This window comes from Gordonia sp. ABKF26, from assembly GCF_041103195.1.
Lineage (GTDB): Bacteria > Actinomycetota > Actinomycetes > Mycobacteriales > Mycobacteriaceae > Gordonia > Gordonia terrae.
Genome location: NZ_JBGCVZ010000003.1, coordinates 5,292,240 through 5,310,212, shown reverse-complemented (window position 1 = coordinate 5,310,212; position 17,973 = coordinate 5,292,240). Strand labels below are relative to the sequence as shown.

Below are 17,973 nucleotides of genomic sequence, written 5' to 3'. Positions count from 1 at the left end.
CACAAACGCCATGCAGACGTTCCTGCCCTACCCGGATTTCCGACGCTCCGCGGAGGTCCTCGACCCCGCGCGGCTCGGCAAGCAGCGGGTGGAGACGTTGCAGATCCTGCGGGCGCTCGAATTGTTCGACTACGGCTGGTCCAGCCATCCCGCGGTCACGATGTGGCGCGGGCACACCCCGGCGCTGGTCGCGTACGGGCTCGCGTTCGTCGATGTGTGGACCGGCGAAGGACGTGCGGACAGCACCGCGCCGATGATCGCCGAGTTCGCGCCCGACGTGGTGGGCCGGGCCCAGTCCGAGCTGGCCGCGCAGGGCCTGATGCCCGCGTGGCTAGGTGTACTGACCCGGGACGTTAGGTACGGCGTTCGGCGAGTCGGCGTGACATAGGGAAGACCTCCGAGTGAGGTGTGGAGCTGTCTAGGAACCGCTCCTCAACCCGGAGGTCTTCGTGTCTCACCGTAATTCACCGTTGTCCCCGACTGGTCGGTTGCGTCTGGCTCGGTGCGTCGTGGACGACCGGTGGCCACTGCGTCGCGCGGCTGATCGATTCAACGTGTCGGTTACCACGGCCAAACGGTGGGCCGACCGCTACCGCGAGGCAGGGTCAGCCGGAATGGTCGACCGCTCCAGCCGACCCCGGTCGTGTCCGCATCGCACCAGCCGGCGCCGGGAACGCCGGGTCGTCGGGTTACGCGTCTCCCGCCGCTGGGGGCCTGCCAGGATCGCGTTTCACCTGGGGGTGAACGTCTCCACGGTGCACCGCATCCTGACCCGGTACCGATGCCTACGGTTGTCATGGACCGACCCCGCAACAGGGGCGCCCGTACGTGCCCGCAGACGCGAGATTCATCAGTACGAACGCCAAGCGCCCGGAGACTTGATCCACGTTGACATCAAGAAACTCGGCAGAATCCCCGACGGTGGCGGACACCGCATCCACGGACGCGCCCTGGGCGCCCGCAACTCCAGCGCCCACCGCGAGCCCGCACGACCCCGCAAAGTCCACGGCCGCCCCAACCTGGGGTACGCGTTCCTCCACCACGCCGTCGACGACCATTCCCGCTACGCCTACTCAGAGATCCTCGGTGATGAGAAGAAGGAAACCGCGACCGCGTTCATGACCCGGGCAGTGGCGCACTTCGCCTCTATCGGTGTCACCACCGCGCGGGTGATGACCGACAACGGGTCATGTTATCGGTCCCGAATGTTCCGACAGTTGTTGGCCGACAACGGGATCAAGCACAAGTGGACCCGCCCGTACCGGCCGCAAACCAACGGCAAGGTCGAACGCTTCAACCGCACCCTGCAGGAGGAATGGGCCTACGCCCGCCCCTACCTCAGCGAAACCGAACGCGTCGCAGCCTTCCCCGAGTTCCTTCGCACCTACAATCACGAACGCGGCCACACCGCACTGCGAGGCAACTCACCCGTCAGTCGCGTACCCAACCTGGCGGGTCAGTACAGCTAGGCGACGACCGGCTCCATCGCAGCCATCGTTCCGCGCTGCTCCGCAAGGCGCCGGACTTCTACGGCTCCGTGTTCGACGACGTCGACGACGAACTGCCGTACTTCTGGCCCGATCCGCCGGTCGCCGATACCCACGAGCTGGACGAGCCGACCCGCACGGTGTGGATCGTCCGCGCCACGTCCGAGGACCAGTACACCGAGTTCCGGCGGCGACGCATCGTCGGGTTCGGCACCGAGTCCGGCATCGATGCCGACGCGTCGTCGGGCGCCGACGCGAGCCTGCGGACGCTGCTGAAAGAGTGCAGCCCGGGGCGTCGGCCGGGGAAGGACCTGCGCGTGCTCGCGTCCTTCGTCGCCGACGTGAAGGTGGGGGACCAGGTCGCCGTGGTCGACCCGGCCGACCCGGACGTGCTGGCGCGGGGCGAGGTGGTCAGCGACTACGAGTTCTCGACGCGCGCCGCGACGCTCACCCCGCACCGCCGTCGCGTCCGATGGACCGGCACGCTCGAGCGGACGTCGGTCACCCCGCCGGCACTGCTACAGAACCCGCGCACACTGTTTCCCGTAGCAGTGATGCAGTGAGTGATCCCGGGCTGAGCGCTGTCGTCCGATCGACCGAATCTCGGGCGGATGATCGTGACGCCCGGCAGTGCACGAGCCGGCCGAAATGCGCGGAGTCGACATCGCGGACATCCGAAATGGGCGTCGCGGGAGCGAGAATGGCTGCTCAGACGGGATATGTTCCCGTCACGCGAGATTTGGCATCGTGAAAATGACTCCAACCGTGGCTATACCGCGCTCGTGCTGAAGGTGAACGGCAAGGGTGCCCGACCGTGTATTCGCGGACGCATTTCCGCCCGATGCGTATGGTGAAACGTATTCGGATCGATATCTGCACGTGTGAATTCCGTTGTCGAGACGACGGCGCGGTCGTAGTGATGTGAAGGGACTGTGATGTCCGCAGCGGATGGTGCTCTCCGCCGACGCCTGGTCGCCACGACGGTCTCGATCGTTGCTCTCGTTGTCGCTCTGGCCATTCCGTCACTGGCGTCTGCGGAACCGGGAAGCGGGTCGACGCGGGCGCAGGCGTTGGCCCGGGCAGTGGCCGACGGCCGGGTGCTCGACCTGTCGGTGCATTCGCCTTCGATGAAACGAGATGTCCCGGTGCGCGTGCTCGTGCCCGCGGATCGATCGAAGCCCCGTCCGACGCTGTATCTGCTGAACGGTGCGGGTGGCGGGGAGGGTACCGGCCACTGGTTCGAGCAAACCGACATCGTCGATTTCGTCGCCGACAAGAATGTGAATGTGGTCGTGCCGATGCGCGGTGCCTACAGCTATTACACCGACTGGGTGAAAGTCGATCCGGTGCTCGGGCGAAACAAATGGACAACCTTTCTGACCAGCGAATTACCGCCGCTCATCGACGAAAAGCTGAAGACCACCGGGGTGAATGCGATCGCGGGGATCTCGATGGCGGGAACATCGTCGTTGAGTCTGGCCGAGTCCGCACCTCAGCTCTACCGGGCTGTCGCGTCCTACAGCGGATGCGCGGAGACGAGCACGAACCTGGGTCGGCTGGCCATCCGAGCGGTCGTCGAGGGCCGCGGCGGTGGCGACATCGCCAACATCTGGGGGCCGGTCGGCTCTCCGGGATGGCGTGCCCACGACCCGGTCGTCAATGCCTACAAGCTGCGCGGCAAGGCGATCTACATCAGCACCGGCACGGGTGTCCCCGGACCGCACGACCAGTTGCAGAGCCAGGGAATCGACGGCAAGACCACGATCTACATCGATCAGATCGCGGTCGGCGGCGCGATCGAGGCCGCCACCCATCAGTGCACGCTCAATCTCGACCGCCGGCTCACCCAGCTCGGCATCCCCGCGACCGTCGACTACACGCCCGGTACGCACGCCTGGCCGTACTGGCAGGATCAGCTCGTGAAGTCGTGGCCGATGCTCGAACGCGCGCTCACCGACTGAGCGGCCCGAGATCTGTCACGATGTGACCGTGACTGCGACCCCCGGTGCGCCGAGCCCCATCCCGAGCCTGCCCAACCTGCGCGATCTCGGCGGCTGGCGCACCGCCGACGGCCGGACGGTCCGATCCGGCGTCCTGTTCCGTTCGACGGACTTCTCCGCCCTCGACACCGCCGACGTGCCCGCGCTGGAGGCTCTCGGTCTCTCGACCGTCTACGACCTCCGGTCGGCGCACGAGAGTGAAGCCATCCCGGACCCGGTTCTGCCCGGTGCGTCGAACATCGCTCTCGACGTGCTCGCCGACGCACAGATGTCGATTCCGGCGAACATCGGCGCGGTGCTCGCCGACCCTGTCGTCGTCGCGGAGGCCGGCGAGATGCTGTCCGGCGGCAAGGCGCGCGAGATGATCTCCGGGACCTACCGCGAGATGATCACCCTTCCCAGCGCGACGGCCGCGTACACCGAGTTCTTCCGCGGACTTCTCGACGAGGCGACGACGCCGGCCCTCGTGCACTGCACCACCGGCAAGGATCGAACCGGTTGGGCGGCAGCATCTCTGCTGACCCTGCTCGGGGTTCCGAGGGACGATGTCTACCGCGACTACCTCCTCACCAACGAGCGGCTGATCCCGTCGCTCGAGCACATCTTCGACGGGTTCGCCGCAGCGGGGGGCGATCCCGAGCTGCTCGTCGGCGTGCTGGGCGTGGACGCCGGTTACCTCGACGCGGCGTTCGACGAGGTGGACAAGCGGTACGGCGGGATCGAGGGCTACTTCGGCGAGGCGCTCGGCCTGGATGTCCGGGACCAGCAGACCCTCCGCGACCGCTACCTCGACGGGTGAGGCACGCGGGTTCGATGAGCTCGGCAGTGTGCGAGTGCCGGTGCCGATTCCTCCGGTGAGGGGATACCGCCGACTCGTGCCGATCGATAGCGTCGGGCGAACCCTCTCTACCGAACTACGGAGATCCATGCGCGCAGGAGTTATGGCACGGTCGTTGTTGATCTCCGTTCTGATCGTCGGAAGCGCGATCGGCGCGACGACAGACTCCCCGGACGCACGGGCGGAGCCGGGCGGGTCGGTCGACTCCGGAAGTCTCGAGGGTGCAGATCCCCGCGACCTCGACTACGGCAGCCTCGACGGTGTGGATCTCCGGGATCTCGACTTCGTCGGGAGCATCGGTGGAGGCGTGCAGCCGCCGCGAGTTCAGCAGTGTGACGAGGAGACGCGATCCGGAGGCCAGGGCGTCACGGAGACGCGGTACATGTTGGGCCGGCCGGGGCCCACCCGCTTCACCCTGCGGTACGAAACGCTCGATCAGCCCGATGAGATCCGAGTGTTTTACCAGGGCAGACTGATTCACAACACCGGGTACGTCGGTGACAATCGCAACCAGGGCACGGGTAGCGCCCGGGTCGTCGTGCCGCGGGGCACCGAATCCTCCGTCGTCGTGCGGGTGACCGGTCCGGAAGAGGGCACCCAGTGGGAGTACACGGTGTACTGTCCCGGGTCGAGCTGAGCGCCTGACGTTCGTCGGTAGTGTCTTGGGATGAGCGAACTGAGCTTGTCCCAGAAGGCCGCCCTCGGCAGCGGCGCCGATTTCTGGACCACGAAAGCGGTGGGTTCGATTCCCGCGCTCACTCTCACCGACGGCCCGCACGGGGTCCGCAAACAGACCGGCGCGACCGATCACCTCGGCCTCGCCGGCAGCGAACCCGCCACCTGCTTTCCGCCCGCAGTCGGCCTCGGCCAGAGTTGGGATGTCGGGCTGATCCGTCGTGTCGGCGAAGCGCTCGGACGGGAGGCCCGCGGTCTCGGCGTCGACGTTCTGCTCGGTCCGGGAGTGAACATCAAACGAGATCCGCGGTGCGGCAGGAACTTCGAGTACTTTTCTGAGGACCCGTTCGTCACCGGCCGGCTCGGCGCGGCGTGGATCGAGGGTGTTCAGAGCATCGGGGTCGGGACATCACCCAAACACTTCGCGCTGAACAATGCCGAGGACGACCGGATGCGGTCGAGTTCGGACGTCGATCCCCGGCCGATGCGCGAGATCTACCTCCGCGCCTTCGCGCACATCATCCGCTCGGCCGATCCCTGGACCGTGATGTGTTCCTACAACCGCATCAACGGCATCCCGGCATCGGAGAACCACTGGCTCCTCACCGACCTGCTGCGCGGCGAGTGGGGCTTCGACGGTGTGGTGGTCTCCGACTGGGGTGCCGTCGCCGACCGCGTCCGTGCGGTCGCGGCCGGACTCGATCTCGAGATGCCCGGGTCCGGCGGGCGGACCGACGCGCAGATCGTCGACGCCGTCGAGGACGGGACTCTCGACGAGGCGGCCGTGGACCGATCGGCGCGGGCGGTCCGGAGGCTCGCCGAGCGGGCCGGTGCCGGTCGCGCGGGCCGAGTCGTCGTCGATCCCGATCTGCACCACCGCCTCGCCCGGGAGGCGGCGGGGCGGTCCATCGTCCTACTGAAGAACGAGGGCGCCGTTCTCCCACTGGTTTCCGGGCAATCCGTCGTGGTCATCGGCGAGTTCGCGCGCGAACCCCGGTATCAGGGCGGGGGCAGCTCACACGTGAACCCGACGCGCCTTGATGTGCCGGTGGACGAGATCCGGGCGGCCGGTCACACGGTGACGTACGCCCCTGGCTTCTCCACCGACGATGCGCTGGCGGATGCGGCCGAGGCGGTCGCCGCCGCGGCCGAGGCCGATGTCGCCGTCCTGTTCCTGGGACTGGCGGCGTCGCAGGAGTCGGAGGGCTTCGACCGCGACGACATCGAACTGCCGTCGGATCAGATCGAACTGCTGACCCGAATCCTCGCGGTGCAACCCCGCACCGTGGTCGTGCTCGCCCACGGTGGAGTCCTCCGCCTCGAAGCGATCGCCGCGGCCCCCGCGGTCCTCGACGGTGCGCTCCTCGGCCAGGCCGGGGGCGGGGCCATCGCCGACGTGCTCGTCGGCGCGGTCAACCCGTCGGGGCGGCTCACCGAGACCGTGCCGGTCAGGTTGCAGGACGCGCCGGCTTACCTCAACTTCCCGAACGAGAACTCCCACATCCGGTACGGCGAGGGGATTCACGTCGGCTACCGCTGGTACGACGCGCGGGACCTCGAGGTGACGTACCCGTTCGGGCACGGGTTGTCCTACACGACGTTCGAGCACTCGGATCTCTCCGTCGCAACGGAGGATTCGGTCGTCGACGGAGTGATCGTCGAGGTGACGGTCACGAACACCGGACCCCGCGCCGGGCGCGAGGTGGTCCAGATCTACACGTCGAAGCCGGACTCACGCGTCGGTCGTCCGCCGCGTGAGCTGGCGGGTTTCGCGGTCACCCGCGACCTCGAGCCCGGTGAGTCCGAGACCGTGTCGGTCACGATCGACCGAAACGACCTCGCGTACTGGGACACCCGGGTCGATCGCTGGATCGTCGAGGCGGGTGAGTACGCGATCCAGGTCGGCGCGTCGAGCCGCGACATCCGGCTGATCACGACCGTCGAGATCAGCGGAGACGACGTGGTCCTCCCGATCGACGAGAACTCGACCCTGGGCGAGGTCCTGGCGAATCCGGCTGCGGCGCAGGCGCTCGCGGAGTTGGCCGAGAACAACCCGCTGATGAGTGCCGGGAACGACGCGCTGGGTGTCGACATGGCGCGGATGCTCGCGTCGATCCCGCTCGGTCGCCTCGCCGGCTTCGGGATGAGAGACGAGGGCATCACCGGGATCATCGCGGCTGCGCGCACGGACTGACCGGCCTGCGGGCTACCGGAACACGATGCAGGTGGTGGTTCCATGTGCCACGAGCTTGCCGTCGGCGGCGAACACCTTGCCCTCGGCGGTCGCGGTGGTGCGGCCGGCGTGGATGACGGTGCCCACGCCGGTCAGCTCCCCGGCATCGACGGCGACCGAGCGGATGTAGTTCACCTTCAGCTCCAGGGTCGTGTAGCCGACGCCGGCGGGCAGCGTGGTGTGCACGGCACACCCCATCACCGAGTCCAGCAGCGTGGCGCAGATGCCGCCGTGGACGGTGCCGAGGGGGTTGGCGAAGTCGGGCTGCGGGGTCACGGCGAAGGTGACCGCGCCCTCGTCGATCTGCTTGGGGACCATGCCCAGGAGGCGGCCGATGCTCGGACGGTCGGAGCCCGCGCCGTCGGCCTGCCAGGCGCGCAGTAGTTCGAGTCCGGACATGGCGGTGGGGTCGGTCGGGGCGTCGGTGGTCGTCATGACTATGCATGGTTGCATACTCGACAGTGATTATGAAGGTGTGCATATCCGGGTGGGTTCATCGCGGGGGCGATGACCTCGGCGGATGCTCTGTATGCTGGCGCAGGACATCAGATATATGAGGGTCGGCATAGGAGTTGTTGCTGCATGGCGTCACATCCCGCCGAGTCCGTGGTCACCGGCGCGGACGACCGGGGCCCGCGTGAACGCATGGTCGTGCACGCGGCCGACCTGATCGGTCGCGACGGCGTGGCCGCCACGTCGATCGGCGACGTCATCTCCGCGAGTTCCGCACCTCGCGGGTCCATCTACCACCATTTCCCGGGCGGCAAGACCCAGCTGATGACCGAGGCGGTCCGGTACGCCGGCGAGTTCATCGCCGAGCGCATCGGGCGCCCGACCGCGATGACCCCGGCCGACACGGTGCGCGAAATCGGCGGGGTGTGGCGGCGTCTGCTGGTCAACACCGATTTCCAGTTCGGGTGTCCGGTCCTCGCCGGCGGACTCGCCCGCCGCAGCGAACCCGCGGTGGCGGACGCCTCCGCCGAGATCCTGCAGCGCTGGGCCGACCTGGTCACCGCGCGGCTGGTGGTCGACGGCGTCGACAGCGACCGTGCCGACTCGCTGGCCAACCTCATCATCGCGGCGGTCGAGGGAGCGGTCGGACTGTGCCAGACACGGCGCAGCGTCGAACCCCTCGATCGCGTCATCGCCGAACTGGCGAGCCTGTGTGACGCCGCGGTCGATCGGCGCCGATAGGTCTGAGACGTTGGACACGCGTGTGCTCCGTTAGTAGGTTCACCATGTCGTCACCGTGGGGGTGACGCCTGGCCTGCGCCCGTTCACCGTCGGTGCCGGCCCGGATGGCTGGGTGATCTCGGGAGGATGACGCCATGACGCCGGTCTTCCGGCATGCGCTGGGTTCGGACTTCGACCGTCTGCATCCCAACGTCGCATGGCGCTACGGCATCGACTCGACATCCGGTGTCGCCCAGATCTGTAGCGGGATCTACGAGTCGGTGTACATCTCCTCCGCGTTGCCGCCGCCCGCGCTGTGGCATTACGCCAAACGCAACGCGCTGCCCTCGAAGACGAGCCGGATGGTGCCGTTCACCCAGGGGTACTACTGCTACTCCGACGAGCTCGGGCGCGAGTCGCTCGCGGTGTTGCGGAACTTCCAGTACACGACCGGCCCCCGCAAGCTGAACTCACTGCTCGTCGCCGGGCGAACGGGCCTGGTCGACTATTTCGGCGACGGCCCGGAGTTCCTGTATCCCATCGAGCCGTCGGTGACGCGGTCCGGCGAGTTGCTGCTGGAGAGCGGGCCGATGCGCTGGCTCGGGCGCGGACCCAAGGTCGGGATGAAAGGGCTGTTCACCGCTCAGATGAAGTACATCGAGGGGTGGGACGAGAAACGGGATCGCTTCCGGTGCGACGCGACCGTTCGCAACCCGGTCATCGGCGAGATCATGCACTTTCGTGGCTGGTTCACCGCGGTCGACCAGGCTTGCTCTCTACGCGACATCCCCGACGAGGCGTGGCCGGTCAACCTGGTCGACCGCGAGAGCTGATCGCTGTCATCCCGGGCGACTCCGCCGCGGGTCGACACGTCGTCGACGGTTCGTTGCATCGGCGGCACGGGCGCGCGGTAGGTTCTGCGCATGGCTGTCTCAGCGAACATCGAATTCGACGTCGCCGCCCCGGTCTCGGTGGTGATGGAAGTGCTCATGGACATCGAGTCCCTGCCGGAGTGGTCGGGCCCGCACAAGGAAGCCGAGATCCTGACCAGTCACGACGACGGCACGCCCGAGAAGGTGCGGATGGTCGTCACCGCGGCGGGCATCTCCGACGAACAGACGTGCACCTACGAGTGGACTCCCAACTCGTGCGAGTGGCACCTCATCGAATCGAATCAGCTCAGCGAACAGCACGGCAAATACACGGTCACCGAGACCGACAAGGGGGCCCGGGTCCGGTTCGATCTCGCCGTCGAGCTGAAGATCAAGCTGCCCGGACTCATCGTGAAACGCGCCCAGAAGATGGCCGTGGACACCGCCCGTAAGGGGCTCACCGCCGAAGTGGAGAAGCGCGCGGCGGCCTGAGGGCGATCGTGACCCGGACGTGACGGGTCGATCGACTCCTCCCCTGCGCCGGCCCCTGTACGCTGAGGGCGTTCCCTACCGGGCGCCCGATCAATGGAGGCCAAAGCAGTTGAGAATCAAGAAGTTTGCCGTTCGCGGCCTGGTCCTGGCGGCGGGGATCGCCGGATGTGTCGGTTTCGCCGGGCTGTCGGGCGAAGGGGTCTCCTCGGCGTCGACGCATTGCTCGGTGTCGAACGGTCACCAGGTCGAGCGGGTCGAGGGACGGAGCGGATGCGGCGCGAAGGCCGGCCTCGGCAGTAGCGCTACCGCCGATGAACGCAGCGGCGGCGGCACCGCGATCTCGGTGTCGGACAACGGCGGAAACGCTGCGGCGTACAACCTGCAACCGGGTTCGACGGCCCTCGCCGGTGCCAACAGCCGGGGCAACGCCTACTCGGTCACGACCGGGCCGAGCGCGCTGTCCGTCGCGCAGGCGCGCCGGGGCGGCACCACCGTCGCGGTCGGTGGCTGGGGCGGCGAGGCCTACGCCGGCCCCGAAGGTGCCCGGTGCAGCGGTGGTTTCGCAGCCGCGTTCGACACCAGCACCGGCAAGGCCTGCCTGCACTCCGGTTCGATCGACCTGCGGAACTGACCTCAGACCGGCCGATACCGAGCTGCACCACCGCTGGTTGAGCCGACACCGAGCGCAGCGAGGAGTCGAGTCGAAGCCACCGAGCGCAGCGAGTCGAAGCCACCGAGCGCACGACATCTGAGAGACAGAACACGCCCGGCGCGACGGTCGTTAACCGGAGCGTCGGGCGTCGTTCGTCCCTTCGTCCTATCGTTGTGGAGTGACCGACCTCCACAGTCCCGACACCCAGATCGGCCCCGACTTCAGCGTGCTGAACGGCCGCGAAGCGCTCCAGCAGCTCGTCGACCTCCACGACACCACCCACTTCACGGTCAACGACGACGATGACGACGACCCGGTTCTGCTCACCCTGCCCGAGCGCAACGTCGTCGACACCTGGCGCGAGGACTATCCGTACGAGGAGCGGATGAGTCGCCGCGAATACGAGGTCACCAAGCGGCGCCTGCAGATCGAGCTCCTGAAACTGCAGAAGTGGTCCAAACAGACCGGGCAGCGGCACCTGCTGGTCTTCGAAGGTCGCGACGCCGCGGGCAAGGGCGGCACCATCAAACGCTTCAACGAACATCTCAACCCGCGCGGTGCCCGCACCATCGCACTGGAGAAGCCCAGTGAACGCGAGGCCACCGAGTGGTACTTCCAGCGCTATGTCCAGCACCTGCCCGCCGGCGGTGAGATGGTGTTCTTCGATCGCTCCTGGTACAACCGTGCCGGCGTCGAGCGGGTGATGGGATTCTGCAGCCCGCAGCAGTACACACAGTTCGTCGCACAGGTCCCGGCGTTCGAGAAGATGCTCGTCGACGACGGGATCAATCTGGTCAAGTTCTGGTTCTCGGTCACCCCGCTCGAGCAGCGGACCCGGTTCGCCATCCGTCAGATCGATCCCGTGCGGCAGTGGAAGCTGTCACCGATGGACCTGGCGTCGCTCGACAAGTGGGATGCCTACACCGAGGCCAAGGAGGCGATGTTCGCCGCCACCGACACCGACCACGCACCGTGGACGGTGGTGAAGTCCAACGACAAGAAGCGGGCGCGGATCAACGCCATGCGTCACGTGCTGAGTCTGTTCGACTACGACGGCAAGAACGAGTCGTTCGTGGGTACGCCCGACCCGCTGATCGTCGGGCGCGCCGCAGACGTGATCGGGGAGTAGCGGCCCCGAGCAGTTCAGCGCCGCCCGGAGATCAACCGCCCAAGGATCCCGATGGCGAACATGGCGACGCCCACCCCACCGACGATGAGGGCGACACGGGTGACGTCGTCGTACGCGCCGTCGATGATGAGCTCGGCCACCTGCCGGCCCGAGCTCTCCGCACCGGCGACCTCCTGTTTGGCGCGGTCGGCGAAGAACAGGCCCATGGCCCAGGTCGAGACACCGGCCGCGACCACGCCGAGTCCGAGCCACGCGAACACGGTTCCGCGGCGTCGTGCGATCAGCAGAGCCAGCACCGCCGAGATGACGGCGACCGCGGCTGATCCCCAGGCGAGCAGGGTGATCTGGCCACCGACCTCGGCGTATCGGCCCGCCTCGAGACCCGAGGCGCCGTTGGTCAGTTCCACGACGACCGGGCCCTGGATCGCGTTGCCGCCGGACAGGTTCAGGGCACGGTTGATCATGGCGGTGATGTCGAGCTGCATCACCGAGGTGTCCGAGCCCGGCGCGGGCTCCTCGAAAAGGAACGCGTGTTGCTGCCCGACGACGTCGGCGAAGTCCTGCTGGAACTGTTCGCTCGCGGTGTAGCGGCCCGCGAGTGGCCGTACGAGCGCGCCCGCGATGGGCAGATCGGTCCGGGCGGTCGCCTGTGCGGCGATCTCGTCCGCCAGGTAATCCTTGACCTTCTGGTTCTCTGCCATCGGCCTGACCGTCGAGACGAATCCCGCCTGGTCGACGATGCGCTGATCCAGCCAGAAGGACGGAACGGCGAGGATGGTCGCCGCAATCGCGACAAGTGTCAGCAGGGCACTGAGGAAGCTACGCACAGCCACGAGGCTACCGAGACAATGCGCGTGGATCATCGACCGGCGCGGTGGGGCTGATGCCACACGACCTTTGACAAGTCCACAGTGTGAAACGGGCCCGCCAGGCAGGGTCAGTGCCCCGCGAACGCCTCGGCGAGCCACCACGAGCCGCCGTCGTCGGTGATCTTGGCGTCGATGACCAGTGGCCCCGACGGTTCGGGGGAGGGCAGCGACCCGACCCAGTTCCGGACCTCGTCGAGGTCGTCGAGTCCGGTGACCGTGACGCCCGTGGCGCCGTGGCCGCGGGCGATCGCGGCGATGTCGACCTCCGGGAAGGTCACCGTCGTCATGTCGGCGTTCCCGAAGTGGTGTACCTCGGCGCCGTAGGCGGAGTCGTTGTAGACGATGACCACCAGCGGCAGTGCGAGTCGGACGGCAGTCTCCAATTCGGCGATGGCCATGAGGAATCCGCCGTCACCGGTGCCGAGGACCGGCAGCCGGCCAGGTTGGGCGAAGGCTGCGCCGATGGCGGTCCCGAGGCCGAGTCCGATCGACTGGAAGGCCTGGGTGAAGCAGAACCCGTATTCGTCGGGCACGGACAGATGGGTCGACGGATACCCCATGAAGTTCCCGGAGTCGATCGACACGATGCGCTCCGCCGGGAGGATCTCGTCGAGCGCGATCGTCAGCGCCCGCGGGTCGACCCGACCGGGAGTCACCTCGCCGGTGACGGGGACATCCTGCCACCGCGACGATTCGGCGATCCGGGCGGCGACGTCGGCGGATCGATAACCGACAGGTGCGGGGTTGTCCGGCGGCAGGGCCGCGAGCACGTCGGCGGCGGTCGCGGCACAGTCGCCGACCACACCGAGATCGACCGAGCGATGTGCGCCGATGGCGTCGATGTCGACGTCGACCTGAGCCACCGTGGTGTCGGCACCGATGAGTCGGCCGTGTCGCATCGTCCACATGTTCAGGGCGCACCCCCATCCGACGATGAGATCGGCACCGGCGATCAGTTCGGCCGAGGTGGGCGAGGAGAAGCCGCCGGAGATGCCTAGACAGAACGGGTTTCCCGCGAACAGGCCGTTCGCCACCGCCGACGTCGCGACCAGCGCACCGGATACTTCGGCCAGCGCCGCGATCTCCGGTCCGGCGGCGCGCGCACCCCGTCCCGCGACGAAGACCGGACGCCGCGCGGCGCGGATGGCGTCGGCCAGACGCGCCACCGACCGGGCCTCCGGCCGGACCCGCGGCGCCTCGACGGAGAGCTTCGTGGGACCGTCGAAATCCGCTGCGGCCGAGGCGATGTCGATCGCGACGTGGAGCACCACGGTTCGGCGCTGTGTCACTGCGGTCCGGAAGGCACGGGTCACGTCCGCCACCACGGTGCCCGGTCCGTAGACGCGGTCGTTCACGGCGCCGACGCTCGCGGCGAGGGCCTCCTGGTCGATACGGAAGTTCGACCGCAGCGCCGACGCAGGCGAGTCGGCGGTCAGCACGATCATCGGTGTCCGGCTCTTGGCCGCCTCGGCGATGCCGGTCATCGCGTTGGTCAGTCCGCAGCCCTGGTGGACCGACAGCACGCCCACGCGTCCCGACATCCGCGCGTAGGCGTCGGCCATGCTCGCCGCCCCGCCCTCGTGACGGGCGGCGGCGAACGGCACCCCACCCTCGCGAAGGGCGTTGGTGAGGACGAAGTTCCCGCTGCCGACCACACCGAACGCGTGGCCGACACCGAGATCCGCGAGTACCCGGCCCGCCACGTCGGCGACCGTCGGGCCGTAGCGGCCGGGTGCCTCCATCAGCCCTCGACGATCGCCAGCACGCGCGACGGACTGCCGGTGCCCCCGACGATCGGCAGGGGGCTCACCACGATCACCGCACCGGTGGGCGGAAGCGAACCGAGGTTGCGCAGGGAGGTGAGCCCGTACTTGTCGTTGCCCAGGAAGTGGTAGTGCACGGGGAACGCGGGATCGAAGCCACCGGCGAGACCGGCGTCGACGCCGACGGTTTCGACGCCCAGGCCGGTGATCTCGCGTTCGGTGGCCAACCATTGCGCGCACTCCACCGAGACCCCGGGAGTGTGCGACCCGGTCTCGTCGGCGTTGAGGAACTCGGCTTCGGAGCCACCGCGCGATTCCCAGCCGGTCCGGAGCAGCAGCCAGGTACCGGCGGTGAGCCGCCCGTGGTCGCCTTCCCAGGCCTCGACCTCGGCGACGGTCAACAGGTGATCCGGGTCGTCGGCGACCTCCCGGGTCAGGTCGAGAACCGCCGCGGGACCGATGAGGCGCTGCACCGGGATCTGTGACACGTCGTCGCCGTCGCGTCCGCTGATCCAGTGGATCGGCGCATCGAGGTGGGTGCCGATGTGCTCCCCGGTGTGGATGTTGTTGTGCCGCCAGTACGGTCCCGGCTCGTTGTAGGCGCTGACCTCTTCGAGACTGAAGTCGATCAGGTTCGCGAACGGGGCGGGGAGCCGCAGCGCCGGCGTCGAGGCGCTCAACGGGGTGGTCAGGTCGACGACGCGGAGTGATCCGTCGGCGAGGCCGGCGACGACACCGGCCAGAGTGGTTGCGGTCATGGCGAAGTCCTCGGCTACTTGCGTGCGCCGCGCCAGTTCATGCCCCAGCCGTACGCCTCGTCGACCTTGTCCTGCGCCCCACGGATGTAGCGCACCTCGCGGTTGAGGACCAGTTCGCCGCCGCGGTTCTCGAACAGTGCGATCGCACAGGAGAGTGCCGACTGATCCGCCTCGTCGAGCCGGACCTCGATCTCCGGGCCGTTGGCCGGGAACAGGGTGACGACGCCGTTGGCGCCGGCCCAGTTGGGTGTGCCCTCGTAGATGTAGGCGAAGATCAGGATTCGCCGGATCCGGTTGGTCGCGGCGAGGTCGATGTACATGTTCTCGCCGCCGGAGCCCGATCGATCGTCGCCGTCGAGATAGATGATCGGCTGTCCGTCACGAGGAGCACGGAACGAGTTGCCCAGGGCCTGGACGATGCCCTTGCTGCCGTCGGTGAACTCCCAGAGGCAGGCCAGGTCCAGGTCGATGCCCTGCGCCTTGCGAAAGAGTCCGCCGCCCTTCGAATTCGAGGTCCAGCTCAGGTTGACGCGCACCTGGCCGGTGGTCGCACCCTGCTTGCTCAGCGAGATGCTCGGCGCGGACTTGGTGAGGGTGATCTTCGACAGCGAGACCGGCTGGGCGGGCGGCTGCTGGCCGTAACCCGCCGGGGCGGGGGGCTGCTGGCCGTAACCGGCGGGCGCGGAGGGGGGCTGGGCAGGCGGCTGCGGTGGCTGCGCCTTCGGACGCTTGGTGTAATCGATCCCCATCTCGGTTCCTCATCTCGTCGTCGGTGACATCGTCTGGTCCAGTCATCGCACGGCGAAAGACACTCGCCGCAGGTGTTGGGGCCCAGCGTAGTGGACCACCGTCACCGGGCGGCGCCCGTTGCCGGCGCCTGAGCCCGCGCGGACGGACCGAACACCGACGCGACGTCGAGCGTTCCCTGCGGGTTTCGGCGGCAGCTGGCCACCGCGACATGGCACGGACGTGGGACGTTCGGCGGGATCGGGTAACCGTCGTCGATCTGATAGCGGGTGTTGGTGACCTTCGACGCGACCGCCGCCGGGTCCGCGGGATGATCCGGAGCGGCATCTGGGCGAATGACGACCATGGCCTCGGTGACACCGGCCGGCCAGTCGAAGCGCACGGTGTCGCCCTCCACACGGACCGCGGTGATCGGTGGCGGATCGTCGGGCCGAGGTGTGGTCGGGTGCACCGGCGCCGCGCTCGCCGAATCGGCGAACGGGGCGGACGTGGAGTCGGTGCGGGCCGGCTCGGACCGGTGCCCGGCGTGGAGTGCGGTGACCTCGTAGACCGGTGCGACCGGGTCGGGTGCGCTGCCGTCGGACAGTTCGGTCGCCGTGGTGCGGCCGAGCGTCCGGGTCGACCCGTCGAATCCGATGCGCACCACGCGGTAGGTCACCGACTCCGTCGCGGAGGGATCCCACGAGACGGTGATCGCGCCACCCTCGGCGACGGACCGGACGTTTCGCGGCGGATCCACGGTGACATCGGCGGCCGACCTGTTGAGCGCTCCGTGATCCACGATCTGACGCCGCATCTCGGCCGCGGCGTACAGGCTCGCCGGGTCTCCCGTCGACGCTGCCCGCGCGGTCTCGTCGGCCCGGGCGACGACGTCGCGCGACTGCTCGAGCCGCTCGTCGAGACGACCGCCCGCGTCGGGGAGCAGGTCGATGTCCCGGGCCCGCCGGAGTATGTCCTCCAGCAGTTCGACTGCCGCGACATGCCGCTTCTCGTCGGCGAGGTCTCGCGCCCGGCGCGCATCCGTCACCGCCTGGCCGATGACCCGCTCGACCTCGTCGGCGACCGCGGCGATCTGCCGGAGCGCCTCGCCGTCGTCGCCGGCCGAGGCGCGCGCGTCCGCGATCGACGTACGCGCGCGGACCGGCAGACCGTCCCGCAGGGCGGCGCGGGCGGTGCGGAGATCGTTCTCCCACAGTCTCTTCGGCGGGACCTCGACAGGCTCGGCCGGCAGAGGTGGGCCGGCCGGCAGAGGTGGGCCGGCCGGCAGAGGTGGGCTGGCCGGCAGAGGGGGGTCACCCGGCGAAGTCGCGCCGAATTCGAGGGCGAGTTCGGTGATCACGGTGCGCGCGTCCCGCGAGCCCAGCCCGCGGGCTCGGGCCTCGTCGAGCAGGTACTCGTGGTCCTGCGCGCCGAGTTCGTCCTCGACCAGGACCGCAGCCCGGACCCGCGGCCGTAGGTGGTCGGTCACCGTGTCGATGACCGACTGCCGATACTCCTGCGCCAGTGCGGGATCGGCGAGCAGGACGTCGTGCACGTGGACGAGCAGTTCGTCGAGGACGCCGCGGAATCGGCCGGGGGCGAGCTCGCGGGCGCGTTCGCCCAGCGCGACCGCCCGCGACTCGATGACACCGCGGTCGGCGGCGGCGTCGGTGTCGAGGTGCAACAGGGTCAGCAGGGTCGGGGTGGGGTCGCCGTCGCGGAGTCGGTCGAATTCGGCGAGCAGGTCGCCGATCTGGGCACGTCGCTGCGCGGTCAAGGTCACCCGCGGCGGCGTCGGGGCGGCGGGCGCGGGCGGTGCATCGTCGACGATGCGGTGACGCCGCAGCCGGGTGGCGATCTCCGCCGGATCGAGCCCGCCCATCGCGCCGATCTCGTCGAGTCCGGCGCGCTTGGATCTCGGGATCCCGCCGTACCGCTCGTTGAGTCGCGCGATCGCGTTGTCGAGGAGTTCGAACCGCTGCTGATCGCGGAATTCGCGTCGGGTGCTCACCGCCCGTGCCTCGGCGATCCGACCGGTCTTGTGCCGCAACGGCGCCGACCGTTCGTCGTGTTCGGCCACGAGTCGCGCCACCAGGATGCGGTACTTCGGGTGGTCGCGTTGCTTCTGCCAGAACGCCCACACCTCGTCGAGTCGAACGGCGACGGCGTCGTCGTCGAGGCGCTCGGCCTCGCCGATCGGGATGTCGTACAGTTCGAACGAATCGGATTCGCCGGGCCCCCCGCGTTTCTCGACCGCGGCGAGCACGCGCTTGCGATAGTCGTTGCCGACGAACGGCTCCATCAGA

At 68.5% G+C, this 17,973-nt stretch carries 18 protein-coding genes; 12 read left to right on the top strand and 6 right to left on the bottom strand.

Annotated elements, in window-relative coordinates; translation table 11 throughout:
- The first annotated feature begins 10 nt into the window (after positions 1-10).
- The 7 genes from AB4Z55_RS24660 to AB4Z55_RS24630 all read left to right on the top strand — a co-directional run bounded on the left by AB4Z55_RS24660 (position 11) and on the right by AB4Z55_RS24630 (position 7,194).
- Positions 11-388, top strand: coding sequence for an MSMEG_6728 family protein (locus AB4Z55_RS24660; RefSeq protein WP_354563557.1), 378 nt, complete (start codon positions 11-13; stop codon positions 386-388).
- 61 nt (positions 389-449) lie between these two features.
- On the top strand, positions 450-1,469 hold the full coding sequence (locus tag AB4Z55_RS24655) for an IS481 family transposase (protein WP_369520268.1): 1,020 nt from the start codon (positions 450-452) through the stop codon (positions 1,467-1,469).
- A 68-nt stretch (positions 1,470-1,537) separates the two neighbouring features.
- The gene (locus AB4Z55_RS24650) at positions 1,538-2,050 is read left to right on the top strand and encodes a hypothetical protein (protein WP_354563299.1); all 513 of its coding nucleotides are present in this window, start codon (positions 1,538-1,540) and stop codon (positions 2,048-2,050) included.
- Positions 2,051-2,422: 372 nt separating this feature from the next.
- Positions 2,423-3,448 carry an alpha/beta hydrolase family protein gene (locus AB4Z55_RS24645; protein WP_064569194.1) on the top strand — a complete coding sequence of 342 codons (1,026 nt, stop codon included), beginning with the start codon at positions 2,423-2,425 and terminating at the stop codon, positions 3,446-3,448.
- A 28-nt stretch (positions 3,449-3,476) separates the two neighbouring features.
- Positions 3,477-4,286: a tyrosine-protein phosphatase gene (locus AB4Z55_RS24640; protein WP_180819472.1), complete on the top strand. Its 810-nt coding sequence runs from the start codon at positions 3,477-3,479 to the stop codon at positions 4,284-4,286.
- 127 nt (positions 4,287-4,413) lie between these two features.
- Positions 4,414-4,962: a hypothetical protein gene (locus tag AB4Z55_RS24635; RefSeq protein ID WP_239403416.1), complete on the top strand. Its 549-nt coding sequence runs from the start codon at positions 4,414-4,416 to the stop codon at positions 4,960-4,962.
- A 30-nt stretch (positions 4,963-4,992) separates the two neighbouring features.
- Entirely contained in the window at positions 4,993-7,194 is a 2,202-nt protein-coding gene (locus AB4Z55_RS24630) for a glycoside hydrolase family 3 C-terminal domain-containing protein (RefSeq protein ID WP_369520823.1), read from the top strand.
- A 12-nt stretch (positions 7,195-7,206) separates the two neighbouring features.
- Here the strand turns inward: AB4Z55_RS24630 and AB4Z55_RS24625 are convergent, their stop codons facing one another.
- The gene (locus AB4Z55_RS24625; RefSeq protein WP_172622042.1) at positions 7,207-7,686 is read right to left on the bottom strand and encodes a PaaI family thioesterase; all 480 of its coding nucleotides are present in this window, start codon (positions 7,684-7,686) and stop codon (positions 7,207-7,209) included.
- A gap of 129 nt (positions 7,687-7,815) precedes the next feature.
- Here AB4Z55_RS24625 and AB4Z55_RS24620 point away from each other — a divergent pair, with 129 nt between their 5' ends.
- From AB4Z55_RS24620 to ppk2, 5 genes are all read left to right on the top strand, one after another.
- Positions 7,816-8,427, top strand: a complete 612-nt coding sequence (locus tag AB4Z55_RS24620; RefSeq protein WP_354563304.1) for a TetR/AcrR family transcriptional regulator — start codon at positions 7,816-7,818, stop codon at positions 8,425-8,427.
- 134 nt (positions 8,428-8,561) lie between these two features.
- The gene (locus AB4Z55_RS24615) at positions 8,562-9,239 is read left to right on the top strand and encodes a DUF4166 domain-containing protein (protein WP_004018991.1); all 678 of its coding nucleotides are present in this window, start codon (positions 8,562-8,564) and stop codon (positions 9,237-9,239) included.
- A gap of 90 nt (positions 9,240-9,329) precedes the next feature.
- Positions 9,330-9,770, top strand: a complete 441-nt coding sequence (locus AB4Z55_RS24610) for an SRPBCC family protein (RefSeq protein WP_004018990.1) — start codon at positions 9,330-9,332, stop codon at positions 9,768-9,770.
- Positions 9,771-9,879: 109 nt separating this feature from the next.
- Positions 9,880-10,401 carry a DUF6764 family protein gene (locus AB4Z55_RS24605; RefSeq protein ID WP_064569192.1) on the top strand — a complete coding sequence of 174 codons (522 nt, stop codon included), beginning with the start codon at positions 9,880-9,882 and terminating at the stop codon, positions 10,399-10,401.
- Positions 10,402-10,600: 199 nt separating this feature from the next.
- On the top strand, positions 10,601-11,551 hold the full coding sequence (gene ppk2, locus AB4Z55_RS24600; protein WP_064569191.1) for a polyphosphate kinase 2: 951 nt from the start codon (positions 10,601-10,603) through the stop codon (positions 11,549-11,551).
- Between the two features lie 14 nt (positions 11,552-11,565).
- On the opposite strand, the gene AB4Z55_RS24595 is transcribed toward ppk2, so the two are convergent.
- The 5 genes from AB4Z55_RS24595 to AB4Z55_RS24575 form a co-directional block, all read right to left on the bottom strand.
- Positions 11,566-12,378, bottom strand: a complete 813-nt coding sequence (locus AB4Z55_RS24595) for a hypothetical protein (RefSeq protein ID WP_354563306.1) — start codon at positions 12,376-12,378, stop codon at positions 11,566-11,568.
- A 110-nt stretch (positions 12,379-12,488) separates the two neighbouring features.
- Positions 12,489-14,162: a thiamine pyrophosphate-binding protein gene (locus AB4Z55_RS24590; protein ID WP_369520822.1), complete on the bottom strand. Its 1,674-nt coding sequence runs from the start codon at positions 14,160-14,162 to the stop codon at positions 12,489-12,491.
- Positions 14,162-14,941 carry a cyclase family protein gene (locus AB4Z55_RS24585; RefSeq protein ID WP_239403411.1) on the bottom strand — a complete coding sequence of 260 codons (780 nt, stop codon included), beginning with the start codon at positions 14,939-14,941 and terminating at the stop codon, positions 14,162-14,164. Before AB4Z55_RS24585 ends, AB4Z55_RS24590 begins: the two co-directional genes overlap by 1 nt.
- 14 nt (positions 14,942-14,955) lie before the next feature.
- Positions 14,956-15,690 (bottom strand): tellurium resistance protein, encoded by a 735-nt coding sequence (locus AB4Z55_RS24580; RefSeq protein WP_081908916.1) that lies wholly within the window; start codon positions 15,688-15,690, stop codon positions 14,956-14,958.
- 101 nt (positions 15,691-15,791) lie between these two features.
- A complete protein-coding gene (locus AB4Z55_RS24575) occupies positions 15,792-17,969 on the bottom strand; it encodes an Ig-like domain repeat protein (RefSeq protein ID WP_369520821.1) in 2,178 nt (725 codons plus the stop codon).
- Positions 17,970-17,973: the final 4 nt, after the last annotated feature.